The 20209-nt window shown below is 75.4% G+C and carries 1 protein-coding gene (running past one end of the window); it reads left to right on the top strand.

Annotation, left to right across the window (positions count from 1 at the left end; genetic code table 11):
• Positions 1-11: 11 nt before the first annotated feature.
• A protein-coding gene (locus OHS58_RS12800) for a type I polyketide synthase (RefSeq protein WP_442875531.1) crosses the window boundary here: on the top strand, positions 12-20209 show its 5' portion. It continues 5761 nt past the right edge of the window; only the first 20198 of its 25959 coding nucleotides appear in the window; the start codon lies at positions 12-14; its stop codon lies beyond the right edge, outside the window.

Raw genomic sequence — 20209 nt, forward strand, 5'->3', positions numbered from 1 at the left:
CCGGAGGACCCGTGGGCACGCCCGATGCCAAGCTCGTCGAGGCGCTGCGGAAGGCGCTGCTCGACAACGCGCGGCTGACGAAGGCCAACGCCGCCCTGACCGCCGAGGCGGCCGACGACCCGATCGCGGTGGTCGGCATCGGCGTGCGGCTGCCGGGCGGGGTGACCGATCCCGCCGGGCTGTGGGCGTTCCTCCGGCGCGGCGGCGACGGGATCACGTCGTTCCCGGCCGACCGCGGCTGGGACCTCGACGGGATCTACGACCCGGACCCGGACGCGGCGGGCAAGTCCTACGTGCGCTCCGGCGGGTTCCTGGCCGACGCGCCCGCGTTCGACCCGGAGTTCTTCGGCATCTCCCCGCGCGAGGCCCTCGCCATGGACCCGCAGCAGCGCCTGCTGCTGGAGACGTCGTGGGAAGCGCTGGAGTACGCCGGCATCGCCCCGACGACGTTGCGCGGCGAGCGTGTGGGCGTGTTCACCGGGCTGTCCTACCAGGGTTACGGCGGCGGTGCGGCGCCCGTGGAGCTGGAGGGGCTGCTCGCCACCGGCTCCGCGGGCAGCGTCGCGGCGGGCCGCGTCTCGTACGTCTTAGGCCTGCGCGGTCCGGCCGTCACCGTCGACACGGCGTGTTCATCATCGTTGGTCGCGATGCACCTCGCGGGCCAGTCGCTGCGCGCGGGGGAGTGCCGGCTGGCGCTCGCCGGCGGCGCCACGGTGATGGCGACGCCCGGGGTGTTCCTGGAGTTCTCCCGCCAGCGCGGCCTGGCCGCCGACGGCCGCTGCAAGTCCTTCGCCGACGCCGCCGACGGCACCGGCTGGGCCGAGGGCGTCGGCGTGCTCGTGCTGGAGCGCTTGTCCGACGCGGTGCGCGAAGGGCGTGAGGTCCTGGCCGTGGTGCGGGCCACCGCGGTGAACCAGGACGGCGCGTCCAACGGCCTGACCGCCCCGAGCGGCCTCGCCCAGGAAGAGGTGATCCGCGAGGCCCTCGCGGCGGCCAAGCTGTCCACAGTGGACGTCGACGCGGTCGAGGCACACGGCACGGGCACAGCGCTGGGCGACCCGATCGAGGCCGACGCTTTGCTGGCCACCTACGGTCAGCACCGGGAAACCCCGCTGTGGCTGGGTTCCCTGAAGTCCAACATCGGCCACGCCCAGGCCGCGGCGGGCGTCGCGGGCGTGATCAAGATGATCCTGGCCCTTCGGCACGGCATCCTCCCGAAGACACTGCACGTCGACGCACCGTCGTCCCAAGTGGACTGGACGGCCGGCGCGGTGCGGCTGCTGACCGAGGAGACACCGTGGCCGGCGCTGGACCGCCCGCGCCGGGCGGCGGTGTCGTCGTTCGGGGTGTCGGGAACGAACGCACACGTCATCCTGGAGCAGGCGGCCCCTGTGCCACCTGCGCCCACGTCGTCTGCGCCGGCGATCGTGCCGCTGGTGCTCTCGGCGCGTTCACCGCAGGCGCTGGCCGCACAGGCGGACCGGCTCGCGACGGCGCTCGACTCGCAAGACGACCTCGCGGCCGTCGCCGGTTCCCTGGTGTCGTCGCGGGCGCTGTGGGAACACCGCGCAGTGGTGGTGGCCGCCGACCCCCTCGCTGCCCTGCGTGCTTTGGCGGCGGGTGAGTCTCACCCGGGTGTCGTGCTCGGCGAGGCTGACTCCGCCGGGGTCGGCGTCGTGTTCACCGGCCAGGGCGCGCATCGCGCCGGAATGGGCCGGGAGCTGTACGAGACGTTCCCGGCGTTCGCATCGGCGTTCGACGCCATCTGCGCCGACCTCGACCCGCACCTGGCCGTCCCGTTGCTCGCCGAGCCTGGCGCCGACGTGGATCCGCACGTCGGCGTCTCGTTGCGGGACGTGGTGTTCGCCGAGCCCGGCACCGACCTCGCCCGGCTGCTGGACGACACGGCGTACACGCAGGCCGCTCTGTTCGCCGTCGAGGTGGCGATGTACCGCTTCGCCGAGTCGTGGGGCGTGCGTCCGCGCGTGGTGTCCGGGCACTCGCTAGGCGAGCTGACCGCGGCGTACGTCGCCGGGGTGTGGTCGGCGGCCGACGCCGCCAAGCTGGTCGCCGCCCGCGGCCGGCTCATGTCGGCCCTGCCCGCGGGCGGCGCGATGATCGCCGTCGCCGCGGCGGAAGCCGAGGTCCGCGCCGTCCTGGCCGAGCACGGGGGACCGGTAGAGATCGCCGCCGTCAACGGCCCGACGGCCGTGGTGCTGTCCGGCCCGGCGGACGACGTGCGCGCCGCCGCGGAGGCCCTCTCGGCCCGCGGCCACCGGACCCGCGCGCTGACGGTGAGCCACGCCTTCCACTCGGCACTGATGGACCCGATGCTCGAGGAGTTCCGCGCAGTAGCGGAAACACTCACCTACCGAACCCCGGCCATCCCGGTCGTCTCCGCGGTGACCGGCGCCCTCTCCGCCGACCTCTGCTCGCCCGAGTACTGGACCAGCCAGGCGCGCGAAACCGTGCGCTTCGCCGACGCCCTCTCGGCTTTCGGCGACCTCCCGGTCTCGGTGCTGCTGGAACTCGGCCCGGACGGCGTCTTGACCGCGATGGCGAAGTCCGTCGAGGACGCCCCGCCCGCGGTCGCGCTGACCCGCCGGGACCGTCCCGAGCCCACTACCGCTCTGACCGCTCTGGCCGAGCTGTTCGTCCGCGGCGCCGCCGTCGAGTGGGGCGCGATAGTGCCCCGTCCGGCCCACCCGGTGCGCCTGCCCACGACGGCGTTCCGTCGCCGCCCCTTCTGGCTCACGGCCGAACCCACGGCCACACCGGACCAAGGCGAGGACGCCGCCTTCTGGCGCGCCGCCCGAACCGGCGACGCAGCCACGCTGGACCCCGTACTGGCCCCCGACGACCAGGCCGCGCTAGCAGCGGTCCCCCCGGTCCTGTCCCGCTGGCGAGCGGCCCGCCGCGACGACTCCGCGGTCCGAGACTGGACTTACGAGGTCACCTGGGACGAGATCACCGAGCCCACCACCCGTCCCGCGACCGGCCGCTTGCTGGTACTGGTCGACCCCGACGACGACGGCACACTGGCCGCAGCCTTCGCCGGGACGGCTGCCGGTGTTTCGGCGGACCGCACGCAGCTCGCCGGTGCCGAGCGCCTCGGTGGTGCCGCGGCTGATCTCTCGGCGGACCGCGCCACGCTAGCCTCGGAAATTCCCGAGCGGACTGCGGAAGCCAGCTCGGTAGCCGTGCCGGTGGGCGGTGCCGCGGCTGACCTGCCGCCGGATCGCGCGGCGAGAATTGCCGATGCCCGTCCGGTCGGCGGCATCGTCGTTGAACTCTCCCTGGATCGCGCCACGCTCGCCGCGCGGATTGCCGAAGCCGGGCCCGTCGATGGCGTCGTGTGTCTGCCCCGGCGGGCGGAGCAGCTGGTCGTCGCCGTGCAGGCCTTGGCGGATGCCGGGGGCGCCGCGCGGATGTGGTGCGTTACCCGCGGTGCCGTGCGTACCGGGCCCGCCGACACCGCGCCCGATCCGCGGGCGGCGCAGCTGTGGGGCCTCGGCCAGGCGGCGGCGCTGGAACACCCGGGCCGCTGGGGTGGTCTGCTCGACCTCCCGTCCGAAGTGGACGGTGACCTGCCCGCCCGCGCGGTCGCCCTGGTGACCGCGGACGGCGGCGAAGACCAGCTCGCCCTCCGCGCGAATGGCACCTTCGCCCGTCGTCTGGCCCGTGTTGAGGACACCAATACCGAAGGCTGGCGGCCGCGCGGCACCGTCCTGGTCACCGGTGGCTCCGGCGCGCTCGGCGGCCACGTCGCCCGCTGGCTCGCCCACGCCGGCGCCGAGCACCTCGTGCTGCTCAGCAGGGGCGGCACCGCGCCGGACCTGCCCGGCACCCGTGTCACGACCGTGGCCTGCGACGTCACCGATCGGGACGCCGTCGCCGCCGTGATCGCCCAGTACCCGCCCGACGCGGTCGTCCACGCCGCGGGGGCAGCCGCTGATGCGACCGCGCTGACCGACCACGACGTAGCAGGGTTCAGTAAGGCCGTAGCCGCCCGCGTCGAGGGTGCCGCGATCCTCGACGAACTCCTCGACGGCCACCCGCTTGACGCGTTCGTGCTGTTCTCCTCCGTCGTCGGCGTGTGGGGCTCGGCCGGGCAGTCCGCGCCCGCCGCCGCCAGTGCTTACCTCGACGCGTTGGCCGAGGCTCGTCGTGACCGTGGCAAGCCCGCGCTCGCCGTCGCCTGGGGGCCGTGGGCCGGGACCGGTGTTGTCGGCACCGCGGCCGACACCGAACGGCTGCGCCGGCGCGCGGTGCTGACCATGGAACCCGACCTGGCCCTGACCGCGCTGCACCGCGTGCTGCGCGGTGACCGGGCCGCCGTGGTCGTCGCGGCCATGGACTGGCCCCGCTTCGCTCCGATCTTCACCGCGGCCCGGCCGAGCCCGTTCCTGCGTGGGCTGCCCGACGCGCGGGACGCCATCGACGCCGCCGAAGCGGCCATCGTCGCTGATCGGTCGGTCACCAGCGGGCTGCGTGCCCGGCTCGAAGGCCTCGACGCCGCCGCTCGGCACGCTGAACTCACCACGCTGGTCCGTGCGGAGGCCGCGCTCGTCCTCGGTAGCGAGGACGCCATCGGCCGGACGCGTGCTTTCCGCGACGTCGGCTTCGACTCGCTCACCGCCGTCGAACTGCGCGACCGGCTGGTCACCGCCACCGGCGTCGCCCTGCCCGCGACCGTCGTGTTCGACCACCCGAACCCGGCCGCGCTGGCCGAGCACCTGCACGCCGAAATCCTCGGCGTGGACACCGTGGTCACCTCCCCGGTCGCCGCGGTGACGGTCACCGACGACCCGATCGTCATCGTCGGCGCCGGTCTGCGCCTGCCCGGCGGCGTGGACAGCCCCGAATCGCTGTGGGACCTCCTCGAGGCCGGCGGCGACGCCATTTCGGGGTTCCCGGCCGACCGCGGCTGGGACCTCGACGCGCTCTACAACCCCGACGCCGACGTCGAGGGCACGACCTACACCCGCTCCGGCGGCTTCCTGCACGACGCGGGCGACTTCGACCCCGGCTTCTTCGGGATCGCGCCGCGCGAAGCCCTCGCCATGGACCCGCAGCAGCGCCTGTTGCTGACGACGTCGTGGGAAGCGCTGGAGTACGCGGGCATCGACCCGGGATCGCTGCGCGGACAACCGGTCGGCGTCTTCAGCGGCCTGTACTTCCAGGGTTACGGCGTCGGCTCGTGCGAGCCGGGCCTCGAGGGCTTGCTGGGGACCGGGACGGCGTCGAGCGTCGCGGCCGGGCGCGTGTCGTACCTGCTGGGCCTCGAAGGGCCGTCGGTCACCCTGGACACGGCGTGCTCCTCGTCGCTGGTCGCGATCCACCTGGCCGCCCAGGCGCTGCGCTCGGGCGAGTGCTCGCTGGCGCTGGCCGGCGGCGTGACGGTGATGGCGACCCCGGGCGTGTTCGTCGGGTTCTCGCGCCAGCGCGGCCTGAGCGTCGACGGCCGCTGCAAGTCGTTCGCCGAGGCCGCCGACGGCACGGGCTGGGCCGAGGGCGCCGGCGTCGTCGTCCTGCAGCGGCTGTCCGACGCGCGCCGCGAAGGCCGCGAGATCCTCGCCGTGGTCAAGGGCGCCGCCGTCAACCAGGACGGCGCCTCCAACGGCCTGACCGCGCCCAGTGGCCGGGCCCAGCAGGGCGTCATCCGGCAGGCACTGGCCAACGCCGGGCTGTCCACATCGGACGTCGACGCCGTGGAAGCCCACGGCACGGGCACGGTCCTGGGCGACCCCATCGAAGCCCAGGCCCTGCTGGCCACCTACGGCCGGAACCGGGAAACCCCGCTCTGGCTGGGGTCGCTGAAGTCCAACGTCGGGCACACGCAGGCCGCGGCCGGGGTCGCCGGCGTGATCAAGATGATCATGGCACTGAAGCACGGCGTGCTGCCGAAGACCCTGCACGTCGACGCGCCGTCGTCCAAAGTGGACTGGACGACCGGCGACGTGCGGCTGCTGACCGAGCCGACGCCGTGGCCCGCGCTCGACCGGCCGCGTCGCGCGGCGGTGTCGGCGTTCGGAGTCTCGGGCACCAACGCTCACGTCGTCCTCGAAGCCGCTCCCGAATCCACTGTGGACGACGAGCCCAGCGTCGGACTGATGCCGTTGGTGGTGTCCGCTCGATCGGAAACCGGTCTGAACGACCAGGCCAAGCGGCTCGCGGACCATCTAACCGGACGCACAGATCTCGGCGCCATCGCCGGTTCGCTGATCGCCTCGCGCACGGTATGGGAACACCGCGCCGTCGTGCTCGCCACCGACGTCGAAGAGGCAGCCGGACGGCTCCGCACCCTCGACGGCACCGGCGTGGTCCGAGGCGTCGCCGACCCGGCCGCACCCGGTATCGCCGTGCTCTTCACCGGCCAGGGCGCCCAGCGGCCGGGGATGGGCCGGGAGCTGTACGCCGCGTTCCCCGCGTACGCCGAGGCGTTCGACGCGGTGTGTGCCGAGCTGGACCGGGGCCTGACCGGCCTGCCGCCGGTGCGGGACGTCGTGTTCGCCGAGCCGGGCAGCGACCTCGCGGCCCTGCTCGATGACACCGTGTTCGCCCAGGCCGGGCTGTTCGCGGTCGAGGTCGCGATGACGCGGCTCGTCGAAACCTGGGGGGTGCGGCCCGAGATCGTGGCCGGGCACTCGCTGGGTGAGCTGACCGCCGCGCACGTCGCCGGCGTGCTGTCCCTGCCCGACGCGGCGACGCTGGTCGCGGCCCGCGGCCGGCTGATGTCCGCGCTGCCCGCCGGCGGCGCGATGATCGCGATCGCCGCGCCCGAGCGCGACGTGGTCCCGCTGCTCGGCGACCGCGTCGCGCTGGCCGCCGTCAACGGCCCGGAGTCCGTGGTGATTTCGGGTGACTACGACGCCGTGCACGCCGTCGCCGAGCTGTTCGCCGCGCGCGGGGTCCGCACGAAGGCCCTGACGGTGAGCCACGCGTTCCACTCGCCGCTGATGGACCCGATGCTGGCGGACTTCCGCGAGGTCGCCGCGCGGCTGACCTACGCCGAGCCGGTCATCCCGGTCGCCTCCACCGTGACCGGCGACCGCGCCGGTGCACTGTCCACCCCGGACTACTGGGTCGAGCAGGTCCGCCGCCCGGTGCGGTTCGCCGACGCGGTCGCCGCCCTCGGCCCGCGGCCCGTGCTGCTGGAGCTGGGCCCCGATGGCGTCCTCAGCGGACTCGCTGCTGCCCTGCCGAGCGGGCCAGCCGCGGTCGCGCTGACCCGGCGGGACCGGCCTGAAGTGACGTCCGCGCTCACGGCGCTGGCCGAGGTGTTCGTCCGCGGCGGTGACGTCGACTGGGCCGCGCTCGCCTCGCGGCCGCGCCGGTTGCGACGGCTGCCGGCCACGGCGTTCCAGGAGCGGACGTACTGGCTGCCCGCCGGCACCGGCCTCGCCGACGTGTCGGCGGCCGGGCTCACCGCGGCCGGGCACCCGCTGCTAGGCGCCGTCGTCGAAGCCCCCGAGACCGGCGGCGTGGTGCTGACCGGCCGGATCTCGCGGTCGCTGCACCCGTGGCTGGCCAACCACGTCGTCGCCGATGTCACCGTTCTGCCGGCCGCCGCGCTGGTCGAACTGGCGATCCGTGCCGGTGATCACGTGGGCTGCCCGACCCTGCGTGAGTTCACTGTGGACACTCCGGTCGCGTTGCCGGAGAACGAGGTCCGGCGTGTCCAGATCGTCGTCGGCGCGGCCGCCGACGACGGAAAGCGCGAGGTCAGCGTCCACTCCCGGCCCGACACCGACGGCGCGTCCTGGACCAAGCACGCCACCGGCCGGCTCGGCACGGGCGTCGCCACACCCGCCGCCGCGACCGGCGAATGGCCGCCGTCCGGCGCGGAACCGGTCGACCTGACCGGGTGCTACGACTTCGGTGAGGCCCTGCGCGGCCTGTGGCGCCGCGGCTCGGAGCTGTACGCCGAACTCACCCTGCCCGAAACGCTGTCCACCGACGGCTTCGCGATCCACCCGGCCCTGCTTGCCGCCGCACTGCACCCGGTGCTCGTCACCGACCCCGGCACCGCCCCGCTGACCCCGGCCGCCTGGACCGACGTCGCGATCCACGCCACCGGCGCGCGCACGGTGCGGGCCCGGCTGACCCCGGCCGGCGACGGCGTCGCGCTGCACCTGACCGACCCCGACGGCTTGCCCGTGCTCACCGCCGCCACGGTCCGCCACCAGCGGACGGAAGCGGCCGCCACCCACCCCACCGACGTCCTCTTCGGCGTCGACTGGACACCCCTCGACGTGCCTGCGGCTGCATCGGACTCGATGTCGCAGGTCGTCACCGAACTCACCGAGACGACCACGGCCGCGGACTACGTCCTGCTGCCGGTGCCCGCGGGTACCGGCAGCACCGAACCCGAACGCGCCCGGTCCACTGTGGACATCGCGCTCAGAGCGATCCAGACGCTGCTCACCGAGCCGCGCTGGGCCGGGACCCGGCTCGTCCTGCTCACCCGCAACGCCGTCGCCACCCGGGACGGCGAGACCGTCGACCCGGTCGCCGCCGCGGTGTGGGGGCTGGCGCGCTCCGCCCAGTCGGAACACCCCGACCGTCTCCTGCTCGCCGACGCCGACGGGATCCCGGACACGGCGACCCTCGACGCCGCGGTCGCCGCCGGTGAGGGGCAGCTCGCCGTCCGGGACAGCGGCACGTGGGTGCCGCGGCTGGCCCGGGTCACCACCGGCCCACCCGCTGTCGCCCTGGATCCGGCCGGCACCGCGCTGATCACCGGTGGCACCGGCGCGCTCGGCGCCGTCGTCGCCCGGCATCTGATCACCGCCCACGGCTGCGGCATCGTCGTGCTCGCGTCCCGTCGTGGCCCGGACGCCGACGGCGCGCCGGAACTCGCCGCGGAGCTGCGAGACCTGGGCGCCCGCGTCGAGATCGTGGCCTGCGACGTCGCCGACCGCGACCAGGTCCGGGCGCTGCTGGCCGGGCTGCCCGCGCCGCTGACCGCCGTCGTGCACACCGCCGGGGTGCTGGAGGACAGCGTCGTCACCTCGCTCGACGCCGCCGCGGTCGACCGCGTGTTCCGGCCCAAGGTCGACGCCGCCACCCACCTCGACGAGCTGACCCGGGACCTCGGCCTGGCCGCGTTCGTGCTGTTCTCCTCCGCCGCGGGTGTGCTCGGTGGTCCCGGTCAGGGCAACTACGCCGCCGCGAACACCTACCTCGACGCGCTCGCCACCCGCCGCCGCGCCGCCGGGCACGCCGCCGTGTCGCTCGCCTGGGGCATGTGGGCCCGCGTCGGTATGGGCGGGCGGCTCGACACCGCCGACACCGCGCGGATGGCCCGTTCGGGCATCGGCGCGGTGGACGTCGAGCACGGCATGCGGCTGCTCGACAGCGCGCTCGGCGCGGACCGCGCGGCCCTGGTCCCGGTGGTCCTCGAGCCGGCGATCCTGCGCGACTACGCCCGGCTCGGTGTGCTGCCCGCGATCTTCCGCGGCCTGGTCGGCGGCGTCCGCCGGGCCGCGCGCGACGGCGACCCGACCGGCGGCCTGCCGGACCGGCTCGCCGGGCTCGACCCCGCCGAACAGCTCGCGGTGCTGACCGACCTGGTCCGCGCCGAGGCCGCCGTTGTGCTCGGCGACGCCGAGGGTGTCGGCGCGTCGCGGGCCTTCCGCGACGCCGGGTTCGACTCGCTGACCGCGGTGGAGCTGCGTAACCGGCTCACCGTGAAGACCGGCGTCAACCTGCCGTCCACGGCCGTTTTCGACTACCCCAACCCGGAAGCGCTGGCCGGGCACCTGCACGCCGAACTGGTCGGGTCCGCCGCGCCCGCCGTGGTGGCGTCGGCCGCGACCGCTGCCGACGACGATCCGATCGTCATCGTCGGGACCGCGCTGCGCCTGCCCGGCGGCATCGACAGCCCCGAAGGCCTGTGGGAGCTGCTGCTCGACGGCGGCGACGCGATCGCGCCGTTCCCCGCCGACCGCGGCTGGGATCTCGGCGACCTCTACGACGCCGATCCGGACGCCTCCGGCAAGACCTACGTCCGCCACGGCGGCTTCCTGACCGGCGCCGGGCTGTTCGACCCGGAGTTCTTCGGGATCTCGCCGCGCGAGGCCCTCGCCATGGACCCGCAGCAACGGCTGCTGCTGACGACGTCCTGGGAAGCGCTGGAACGCGCCGGCGTCTCACCGGTTTCGTTGCGCGGCAAGAACGTCGGCGTCTTCCACGGCGCCGCCTACCAGGGTTACGGGCTGGGCGCGCGGACCACCGGGCTGGACGGCCTGCTGGGCACCGGCTCGACGACCAGCGTCGTCGCCGGGCGGGTGTCGTACGTGCTCGGCGTGCAGGGTCCGTCGGTCACGGTGGACACGGCGTGTTCGTCGTCGCTGGTGGCGATGCACTTCGCGGCGCAGGCGCTGCGTTCGGGTGAGTGCTCGATGGCCCTGGCCGGCGGTGTGACCGTGATGGCGACCCCGGCGACGTTCGTCGAGTTCTCGCGCCAGCGTGGTCTCGCCCCGGACGGGCGTTGCAAGCCGTTCGCCGAGGCCGCGGACGGCACCGCGTGGGGTGAGGGCGCCGGGGTCGTCGTGCTCCAGCGCCTGTCCGACGCGCTGCGCGAAGGCCGTCGCGTGCTGGCGGTGGTGAAGGGCACCGCGGTCAACTCCGACGGTGCGTCCAACGGCCTGACCGCCCCGAACGGTCCCGCGCAGCAGGCCGTGATCCGCCAGGCGCTGGCCAACGCCGGACTGTCCACATCGGACGTCGACGTCGTGGAAGCCCACGGCACCGGGACGACGCTGGGCGACCCGATCGAGGCCCAGGCGCTGCTGGCGACCTACGGGCAGGACCGGTCCGACGACCAGCCGCTGCTGCTCGGCGCGCTGAAGTCGAACCTCGGTCACATCCAGGCCGCGTCCGGGGTCGCGGGCGTGGTCAAGATGATCTTGGCTCTCGAGCACGGCGTGCTGCCGAAGACCCTGCACCTGGACGAGCCGTCGTCCCATGTGGACTGGACGGCGGGTTCGGTCCGGCTGCTCGGCGAGCAGACCCCGTGGCCGGAGACCGGCCACCCGCGCCGGGCCGCCGTGTCGTCGTTCGGCGTCTCCGGGACCAACGCCCACGTCATCCTCGAACAGCCGCCGCACGCCGAGGTCGCCGACCGGCCCGCCGAGCCCGCCGGCCCGGTGCCGCTGGTCGTTTCGGCCCGTTCCGAAGCCGGTCTTGCCGCACAGGCCGAACGGCTGGCGGCCCACCTGGCCGCGACGCCGGACGTCCGCCTCACCGACGTCGCCGGTTCACTCGTGTCCGCCCGGGCCGCGTGGGAACACCGCGCCGTGGTGCTCGCCGACGAGCCCGGCCAGGCCGTGACCGCCTTGCGCGAAGGCGGCGCCATCCGGGGCGAAGCGGACCCCGCCGGTGCCGGGGTCGCGGTCCTGTTCACCGGCCAGGGCGCGCAACGCGCCGGGATGGGCCGGGAACTCCACGCGGCCTTCCCGGTGTTCGCCACTGCCTTCGACGCGGCCTGCGCCGAGCTGGACCGGCACCTGCCGGAACACCCGCCGGTCCGCGACGTCGTCTTCGCGGAACCGGGCACCGACCTCGCCGCGCTGCTGGACGACACCGTGTTCACCCAGGCCGGGCTGTTCGCGGTCGAGACGGCGATGTTCGCGCTGGTCCGCTCGTGGGGCGTCCGGCCGCGCGCGGTCGCGGGCCACTCGCTGGGCGAGATCACCGCGGCCCACGTCGCCGGGGTGCTGTCCCTGGCGGACGCCGCGAAACTGGTGGCCGCCCGCGGCCGGCTGATGTCGGCACTGCCTGCCGGCGGCGCGATGGTCGCGATCGCCGCGTCCGAAGAGGACGTCGTCGCCGCGCTCGACGGCCGCGTGTCGCTGGCCGCCGTCAACGGGCCGGAATCCGTGGTGATCTCCGGTGAGCACGACGCCGTGCACGCGGTCGCCGAGGCGTTCGCGGCCCGCGGCTGCCGCACGAAGACGTTGACCGTCAGCCACGCGTTCCACTCGCCGCTGATGGACCCGATGCTGGCCGAGTTCGCGGCCGTGGCCGAGACGCTGGAGTACCGGCCGCCGACGATCCCGGTGGTCTCGATGGTGTCCGTCACCGCCGACTGCGCCACGCCCGAACACTGGGTCGAGCAGGTCCGCCGCCCGGTGCGGTTCGCCGACGCCGTCGACGCGCTGGCCGGCCGGTCGCTGCTGGTCGAGCTGGGCCCGGACGGCGTCCTGAGCGGGCTCGCCGGTGCGCTGCCCGGCGCCCCTTCCGCGGTCGCGCTGACCCGGCGCGACCGGCCCGAGGTGGCGGCGGCGATCCGCGCGCTGGCCGAGGTGTTCGTCCGCGGCGAGGACGTCGACTGGACCGCGCTGCTGCCGGCGTCGCGGGCCCTGGTCCCGGTGCCGACGACGGCGTTCCAGGACCGGCGGTTCTGGCTGGAGCCCCAGGAGTCCGGCAGTGCCGCGGCGCTGGGCCTGACGTCGGCCGCGCACCCGCTCGTGGGCGCGGTGCTGGACACACCCGGCTCCGACGGCGTCGCGCTGGCGGGCCGGTTGTCGCGGGCCCTGCAGCCGTGGCTGGCCGACCACGCCATCGGCGGGGTCGTGCTCGTGCCCGGCACCGCGCTGGTCGAACTCGCCGTCCGCGCGGGCGACGACGTCGGCTGCCCGGTGCTCGACGAACTCGTCATCGAGGCGCCGCTGCTGCTGCCCGCGGACGCCGTGCTGCGCCTGCAGGTCGTCGTCGGCGAGCTGGACGCGACCGGCCGCCGCGCGGTTTCGGTGTACACCCGCCCGGAGACCGGCGACGCGAGCTGGACGCGGCACGCGGCCGGGTTCCTCGGCACCGCCGTGCCGGCCGCCGCCGCGGCACCCGCGGTCTGGCCGCCGGACGGCGCGCTCCCACTGGACCTCGACGGCTTCTACACCGCGCTCGCCGACCACGGTTACGGCTACGGGCCGGCTTTCCAGGGCCTGACCGCCGTCTGGTCGCACGGGCCGGACCTGTTCGGCGAGGTCGTCCTGCCGGAAGCCGCGGCCGACGACGGGTTCGCGATCCACCCGGCCCTGTTCGACGCGGCGCTGCACACCGCGCTCGTCACCGCGGGCTCGGGCGAGCGCGACGGGATCGAGCTGCCCTTCGCGTGGAACCGCGTCGCCGTCCACGCCACCGGCGCGACCACGGTCCGCGTCCGCGTCACCCCCGCCGCGGACGGCGGGATGGCGGTGGAGCTGAGCGACCCGGCGGGCTCGCCGGTGCTGTCGGTGGGCTCGCTGGTCAGCCGGCCGGTCACCGCCGCGAAGCTCGACGCCGGACCCGGGATCGGCGCCCTCTACCGGGTTTCCTGGACCGAGCTGCCCGCGGCGGGCGAGCAGAACGCCGTCCCCACGAAGACGATCACCGGCCCCGCCGACCTGGCGGGCGAGGGTGAAGCGGATCTGCTCCTGCTGCCGGTGACCACCACGCAGCTCCCCGACGACGCCCGGGCCGCGGTGACCACCGTGCTCGAGACCGTCCAGGCGTTCCTCGCCGACGACAAGTGGCGAGGCGCCCGGCTGATCGTCGTCACCGACGGCGCCGTCGACCCGCTCGGTACGCACCCGGCCGATCCGGCGGCCGCGGCGGTCTGGGGCCTGATCCGCTCGGCCCAGCTGGAGAACCCGGGCCGGCTGGTGCTGGCCGACACCGAGGACACCGTCGGCGGCGCGCTCGCTGCGGCGATCGACGCGGGGGAGAGCCAGTTCGCCGTCCGTGACGGCCGGATCCTGGTGCCCCGCCTGGAAAAGACGCTCCCGGACACCGACCGGCTCGCCGGGTTCGACCCGGCCGGGACGGTGCTCGTCACCGGCGGTTCCGGCACCCTCGGCGGCCTGGTGGCCCGGCACCTAGTGACGGTCCACGGCGTCCGGAGCCTGCTGTTGGCCTCGCGGCGCGGCGCGGCCGCGCCCGGTGCGGCGGAGCTGGCCGCCGAGCTGCGTGACCTCGGCGCCGAGGTGCGGCTGGTGGCGTGTGACGTCGCCGACCGCGAGCAGGTCCGCGCGCTGCTCGCCGACGCCCCGGCGGCCGCGCCGCTGACGGCGGTGGTGCACACCGCCGGCGTGCTCGACGACGGCACCTTCGACGCCCTCGACGCCGCCCGCGTCGACGCCGTGTTCCGCCCGAAGGCCGACGCGGCGGTATACCTCGACGAGCTGACCCGCGACCTCGGCCTGAGCGCGTTCGTCCTGTACTCCTCGGTCGCCGGGGTGCTCGGCAGCGCCGGGCAGGCCAACTACGCCGCGGCCAACGCCTTCCTCGACGCGCTGGCCGCCCGCCGCCGCGCCGCCGGGCACCCGGCCGTGTCCCTCGCCTGGGGCATGTGGGCCGAGGCGAGCACCATGACCGCGGGCCTCGGCGAGGCCGACGACGCCCGCGTCGACCGCTCCGGCATGACCCGGCTCGACGCCGCCCGTGGCCTGCGCCTGCTCGACGCGGCGCTGACCGCCGACGACGCCGTGCTCGTGCCGGTCGCGCTGGACCTGCCGGTGCTGCGCGGGCACGCCCGTTCGGGCGTCCTGCCGTCGATCCTCTGGGGCGTGGCCGGCCGCGGCCGCCGGACCGCCCAGGCGGCGTCGGCGTCGACCGGCCTGCTCGCCGAGCTCGCCGGCCTCGATGCCGCCGGGCAGCTGGCCGCGCTGACCGAGCTGGTGCGCACCGAAGCCGCCGTCGTCCTCGGCAGCGGCGCGGGGATCGGTGTGGCGAAGGCGTTCCGCGACGCCGGATTCGACTCGCTGACCGCGGTCGAGCTGCGCAACCGGCTGACCGCCGCCACCGGCGTGACGTTGCCCGCGACCGTCGTGTTCGACTACCCGAGCCCGGCCGTCCTGGCCGAGCACCTGCACGGTGAGCTGGCCGGCGACGCGGCTCCCGAAGCCCCCAGCACCACGGTCGCGGTGCGCACGGCGGCGGCCGACGACCCGATCGCCATCGTCGGGATCGGCGTCAAGCTGCCCGGCGGGGTGGCCACGCCCGAAGACCTGTGGGACCTGCTGCGTCGCGGCGGGGACGGGATCACCGAGTTCCCGTCCGGGCGCGGCTGGGACGCGGAGAGCCTGTACGACCCCGATCCGGATGCCGCGGGCAAGACCTACACCCGCCACGGCGGCTTCCTGCACGACGCCGGGCAGTTCGACCCCGCCTTCTTCGGCATCTCGCCGCGGGAAGCCCTGGCGATGGACCCGCAGCAGCGGCTGCTGCTGGAGACGTCGTGGGAGGCCGTGGAGCGCGCCGGGATCGACCCGACGTCGCTGCGCGGGCAGCGGGTCGGCGTGTTCACCGGCCTGATGTACTACGACTACGGCATGGGCGCCCAGGCCGATGGCCTGGAAGGCCTGCTGGGCACCGGCGGTTCGGGCGGCGCGGCCGCCGGGCGCGTCTCCTACGTGCTCGGGGTGCAGGGCCCGTCGGTCACGGTGGACACGGCGTGCTCGTCGTCGCTGGTGGCGATCCACCTCGCCGCGCAGGCGCTGCGCTCGGGTGAGTGCACGATGGCGCTGGCCGGCGGCGCGACGGTGATGGCCACCCCGGGCCCGTTCATCGGGTTCTCCCGCCAGCGCGGGCTGGCCGCCGACGGCCGGTGCAAGTCGTTCGCCGAGGCCGCCGACGGCACCGCGTGGGGCGAGGGCGTCGGGGTGCTGGTGCTGCAGCGGCTGTCCGACGCGCGCCGCGAAGGCCGTGAGGTGCTGGCCGTGGTCCGGGGGAGCGCGGTCAACTCCGACGGCGCGTCCAACGGCCTCACCGCGCCGAACGGGCCCGCGCAGCAGGCGGTCATCCGCCAGGCGCTGGCCGACGCCGGGCTGGCCGCAGCGGACGTCGACGCCGTCGAGGCGCACGGCACCGGCACCACGCTCGGTGACCCGATCGAGGCGCAGGCCGTGCTCGCGACCTACGGCCAGGACCGGGAAACGCCGTTGTGGCTGGGCTCCCTGAAGTCCAACGTGGGGCACACCCAGGGCGCCGCCGGTGTGGCCGGGGTGATCAAGATGGTCCTGTCCATGCGGCACGGGCTGCTGCCGAAGACGCTGCACGTCGACACGCCGTCGTCCAAAGTGGACTGGACGGCCGGTGCGGTGCGGCTGCTCACCGAAGAGACGGCGTGGCCCGAGCTGGGCCGGCCGCGTCGCTCGGCGGTGTCGTCGTTCGGGGTCAGCGGCACCAACGCGCACGTGATCGTCGAACAGGCGCCTGCTGCGGTCGTCGAGGCGGCGCCGGATGCGCCGGCGATCGTCCCGGTCGTGGTGTCGGCGCGCTCCCGGCGTGGCCTGACGGCGCAGGCGGCCCGGGTCGCCGCGCACCTGGAGGCGGGGCACGACCTCGCGGCTGTGGCCGGTTCGCTGCTGTCGTCGCGGGCCGTGTGGGAACACCGGGCCGTGGTGCTCGCGGGTGACCGCGACGCCGCGGTGGCCGGGCTGACCGCCGTCGACGGCCCCGGCGTCGTCCGCGGCGAGGTCGATCCCGAGACCTCGGGTGTCGGGATCGTGTTCACCGGTCAGGGCGCGCAGCGGCCCGGGATGGGCCGGGAGTTGTACGACGCCTACCCGGTGTACGCGGAGGCGTTCGACGAGGTCTGTGCCGCGCTGGACGCGCACCTCGACGGCCGGCCTGCCGTGCGGGACGTGGTGTTCGCCGAGCCGGGCACCGATCTGGCCGCGCTGCTGGACGACACGGCGTTCACCCAGGCCGGGCTGTTCGCCGTCGAGGTGGCGATGTTCCGGCTCGTGCGCTCGTGGGGCGTCCGGCCGAAGCTGCTCGCCGGGCACTCGCTGGGTGAGCTGACCGCGGCCCACGTCGCCGGGGTGCTTTCGCTGGCGGACGCGGCGAAACTGGTCGCCGCTCGCGGCCGGCTGATGTCGGCGCTGCCCGCCGGGGGCGCGATGGTCGCCGTCGCGGCCACCGAAGGCGACGCGCTCAAGGCCATCGAGGCGGTCGACGGGCACGTCTCGATCGCCGCGGTCAACGGGCCCGAGTCGGTCGTGCTCTCCGGTGAGCACGAGCCGGTGCACGCCGTCGCCGGCCGGCTCGCCGCCGAGGGCTGCAAGACGTCGGCGCTCACGGTGAGCCACGCGTTCCATTCCGCGCTGATGGACCCGATGCTCGACGAGTTCCGGGCCGTCGCCGAAACCCTGAGCTACCAGCCGCCGGCCATCCCGGTCGTCTCCGCGGTGACCGGCACCTTCGCCGACGACCTGGGCTCCCCGGACCACTGGACGGCCCAGGCGCGCCGGACGACGCGGTTCGCCGACGTCGTCACCACCATCGCCGGGCGCTCGCCCGCGCTGGTGCTCGAACTCGGCCCGGACGCGGTGCTGTCGGCCCTGGTCGCGGCGGCCGGCACCCCGGCGGTCGCGCTGACCCGGCGCGACCGGCCCGAGGTGGCCACCGCGGTGACCGCGCTCGCCGAGCTGTTCGTGCGCGACGCCGGCGTCGACGCGTCCGCGCTGCTCGCGGGGCCGCGGCGCGTGGTTCCGGTGCCCACCACGGCGTTCCAGCACACCGAGTACTGGGTGCGCCCGGCCACCGGCGGCAACGCCGCCGGTCTCGGCCAGGCGGCGCTGGACCACCCGCTCGCCGGCGCGGCGGTGGAGATCCCGGGCGGCGGCTTCGCGCTGACCGGCCGCGTCTCACGTGAACTGCAGCCGTGGCTGGCCGACCACGTCGTCGGCGGCGTGCTGCTGGTGCCGGGGGCCGCGCTGGTCGAGCTGGCACTGCGGGCCGGCGCGTACGGCGACTGCCCGATGCTCGACGAGCTGGTGATCGAGGCGCCGATGCTCGTCCCGGAGACCGGCGCCCTGGACCTGCGGGTCGTCGTCGCCGAGGTCGACGACCTCGGCCGCCGCGCGGTCGCGGTGCACTCGCGGCCCGACGACGTGTCCGCTGTGGACGTCGAATGGACCCGGCACGCCACCGGCTACCTGACGCCGACCGTGACCGCCGCCCTGCCCGACACCACGCCGTGGCCGCCCGCGGACGCGGAACCCGTTGCCCTGGAAGACTTCTACGACCTGCTCGCCGAACAGGGCTACGACTACGGTCCGGTCTTCCAGGGGCTGACCGCCGCCTGGCGCCGCGGCCCGGAGACCTTCGGGGAACTGACCCTGCCCGAGACGGCTGAGGCGCGCGGGTTCACCCTGCACCCCGCGTTGCTCGACGCCGCCCTGCACGCCGGTTTCCTCGCCGGGGACGAGAGCGGCGGCGCCCTCGGCGTCCCGTTCGCCTGGAACCGGATCGCGCTGCACGCGCCGGGCGCGGACCGCCTGCGCGTGCGCGTCGCCCCGGCCGCCTCCGGGATTTCGGTGGACCTGACCGACGAAACCGGGGCGCCGGTCCTGTCGGTGGCGTCCGTGGTGAGCCGCCCGCTGCAGGTCGTCCCGCCGCGGCGTGACGACCTGCTGTTCGGCCTCGACTGGGTCCCCTGGGCCGAACCGGCCGTCGCCGAACCCGGCGTCGTGCGCGGCATCGCCGGCCCGGACGACCTGACCGGCGCCGACTGGTACGTCCTGCCCGTGGCCGGCGGAACGTCGCTGCATGAGGCGACCGCCGACGTGCTGGCCGTGCTGCGCGCGTTCCTGGCCGACCCGGACCTGCGGGACGCGCGGCTCGCCGTCGTCACCCACGGCGCCGTCGACGCGGCCGGGACCGTCGCCGACCCGGTGCTCGCCGCCGTGTGGGGGCTGGTGCGCGCGGCCCAGGCCGAAGAACCCGGCCGCGTACTGCTGGCCGACCTCGACACCGGGGACGCGCCGATGGACGTCCTCGCGGGCGCCGCGTCGGCGCAGGAGTGGCAGATCGCCGTGCGCGCGGACGCCGTGTGGGTCCCGCGCCTGAACCGCGTCGCCGCCGAGCGGACGGACGTCGCCACCCTCGATCCGGCGGGCACGGTCGTGATCACCGGCGGCACCGGCGCGCTGGGCGCGGTCGTGGCCCGGCACGTCGTGGCCGCACACGGGATCCGCAGCCTGGTGCTCGCCTCCCGGCGCGGGCTCGCCGCCGACGGCGCGGCCGAACTGGCCGCGTCGCTGCGGGAACTGGGTGCGCGGGTCGACGTCGTGACCTGCGACGTCGCCGACCGCGACCAGGTCCGCGGGCTGCTGGCCGCCGTCCCGGCCGACGCGCCGCTGACGGCCGTCGTGCACACCGCCGGCGTGCTGGACGACGGCATGATCGGCACCCTCGACCCCGACCGGCTGGCCACGGTGTTCGGCCCGAAGGCCGACGCGGCGAGCCACCTCGACGAGCTGACCCGCGACCTGGACCTGGCGGCGTTCGTCCTGTTCTCCTCCGTCGCCGGCACGCTCGGCAGCGCCGGGCAGGGCAACTACTCGGCGGCCAACGCGTTCCTCGACGCCCTCGCCGCCCGCCGCCGCGCGGCCGGGCACCCGGCGATCTCGCTGGCCTGGGGCCTCTGGGCCGCCGAGGGCAGCGGCATGACCGGCGGGCTCGGCGCGGCGGACACCGCGCGGATGGCGCGGTCGGGCATCAAGGCGATCGACGCCGAGCAGGGCATGCGCGCCCTCGACACCGCACTGTCCGCCGACCGCGCCGTGCTGGTACCGCTCGCGCTGGACCTGCCGGTCCTGCGTGGCCACGCGCGCGCCGGCGTGCTGCCGGCGACCCTGCGCGAGATCGTCGGCAAGGTCCGCCGCCCGGCGGACCGGACCGCGGCGGCCGGCGGCGTGCTGTCCCGGCTGTCCGGTCTGGACGCCGACGCGCAGCGGACGCTGCTCACCGACCTGGTGCGGGCCGAAGCCGCCGTCGTGCTCGGCGGCAACGACCCGATGGCGGTCTCGACGGCGTTCCGCGACGCCGGGTTCGACTCGATGACCGCGGTGGAACTGCGCAACCGGCTGAGCACGGCCACCGGCGTCACGCTGCCCGCGACGGTCGTGTTCGACTTCCCGAACCCCGCCGCGCTCGCCGGGCACCTGCTCGGCGAACTGGTCGGCGAGGACGACGTCCGCGTGGTGACGGCCGCGGCCGGCGCACTCGCCGACGACCCGATCGTCATCGTCGGCATGGGCGTGCGGCTGCCCGGCGGCGTGGCGACCCCGGACGGCCTGTGGGACCTGGTCCACGAGGGCCGCGACGCCGTGTCGGCGTTCCCCGAGGACCGCGGCTGGGACCTAGGGGCGCTGCTCGGCGGCGACCCGGACGCGACGGGCCGCTCGGTCACCCGCTCCGGCGGTTTCCTGCACGA

Origin of the sequence: Amycolatopsis sp. NBC_00348, assembly GCF_036114655.1 — a bacterium.
Taxonomy (GTDB): Bacteria; Actinomycetota; Actinomycetes; order Mycobacteriales; family Pseudonocardiaceae; genus Amycolatopsis.